General features: G+C 37.3%; 1 protein-coding gene. It reads left to right on the top strand.

Annotated elements, in window-relative coordinates; all coding sequences use genetic code 11:
• Positions 1 to 367: hypothetical protein (locus GCCT14_RS05470; protein WP_204592965.1), on the top strand; the 367-nt coding region annotated here is incomplete at both ends.

Genomic DNA, 367 nt, shown 5'->3' with positions numbered 1-367 from the left:
CAGAATGAAAACCACAAAAAAACTATCTTTGTTTTAGCAACTGAAAACCCAGAAGAAGTTTCATTTTTTTTACGCAGGATGCGTTACATTGGACAGATTCACAGAATTGATCGTTCAAAAGAATTTAAAGAGCAGTTCGTGGAGGTATCTGACCTCTTTTCGAAATCAAACCTAAGAGTAGCAGCATATTTTGTTGACTTGAAGAGTGCATCAGATTTCGACTCTAGTTTCGCAAAAGTTTTTATGTATGATGGCGATGTAGTTATGCCTGCACACATGATAGTTAGTTCTCCACGCCCATTGCAAAAATCTCTACACATGTGTGATTGCAAGTGTTTGGATTGGAGTGAGACAAATCCTCAAAAAG

Source organism: Candidatus Similichlamydia epinepheli (assembly GCF_003056015.1).
Note: the sequence above shows the minus strand (reverse complement) of the source record. Positions and strands in the feature narration are given on the sequence as shown.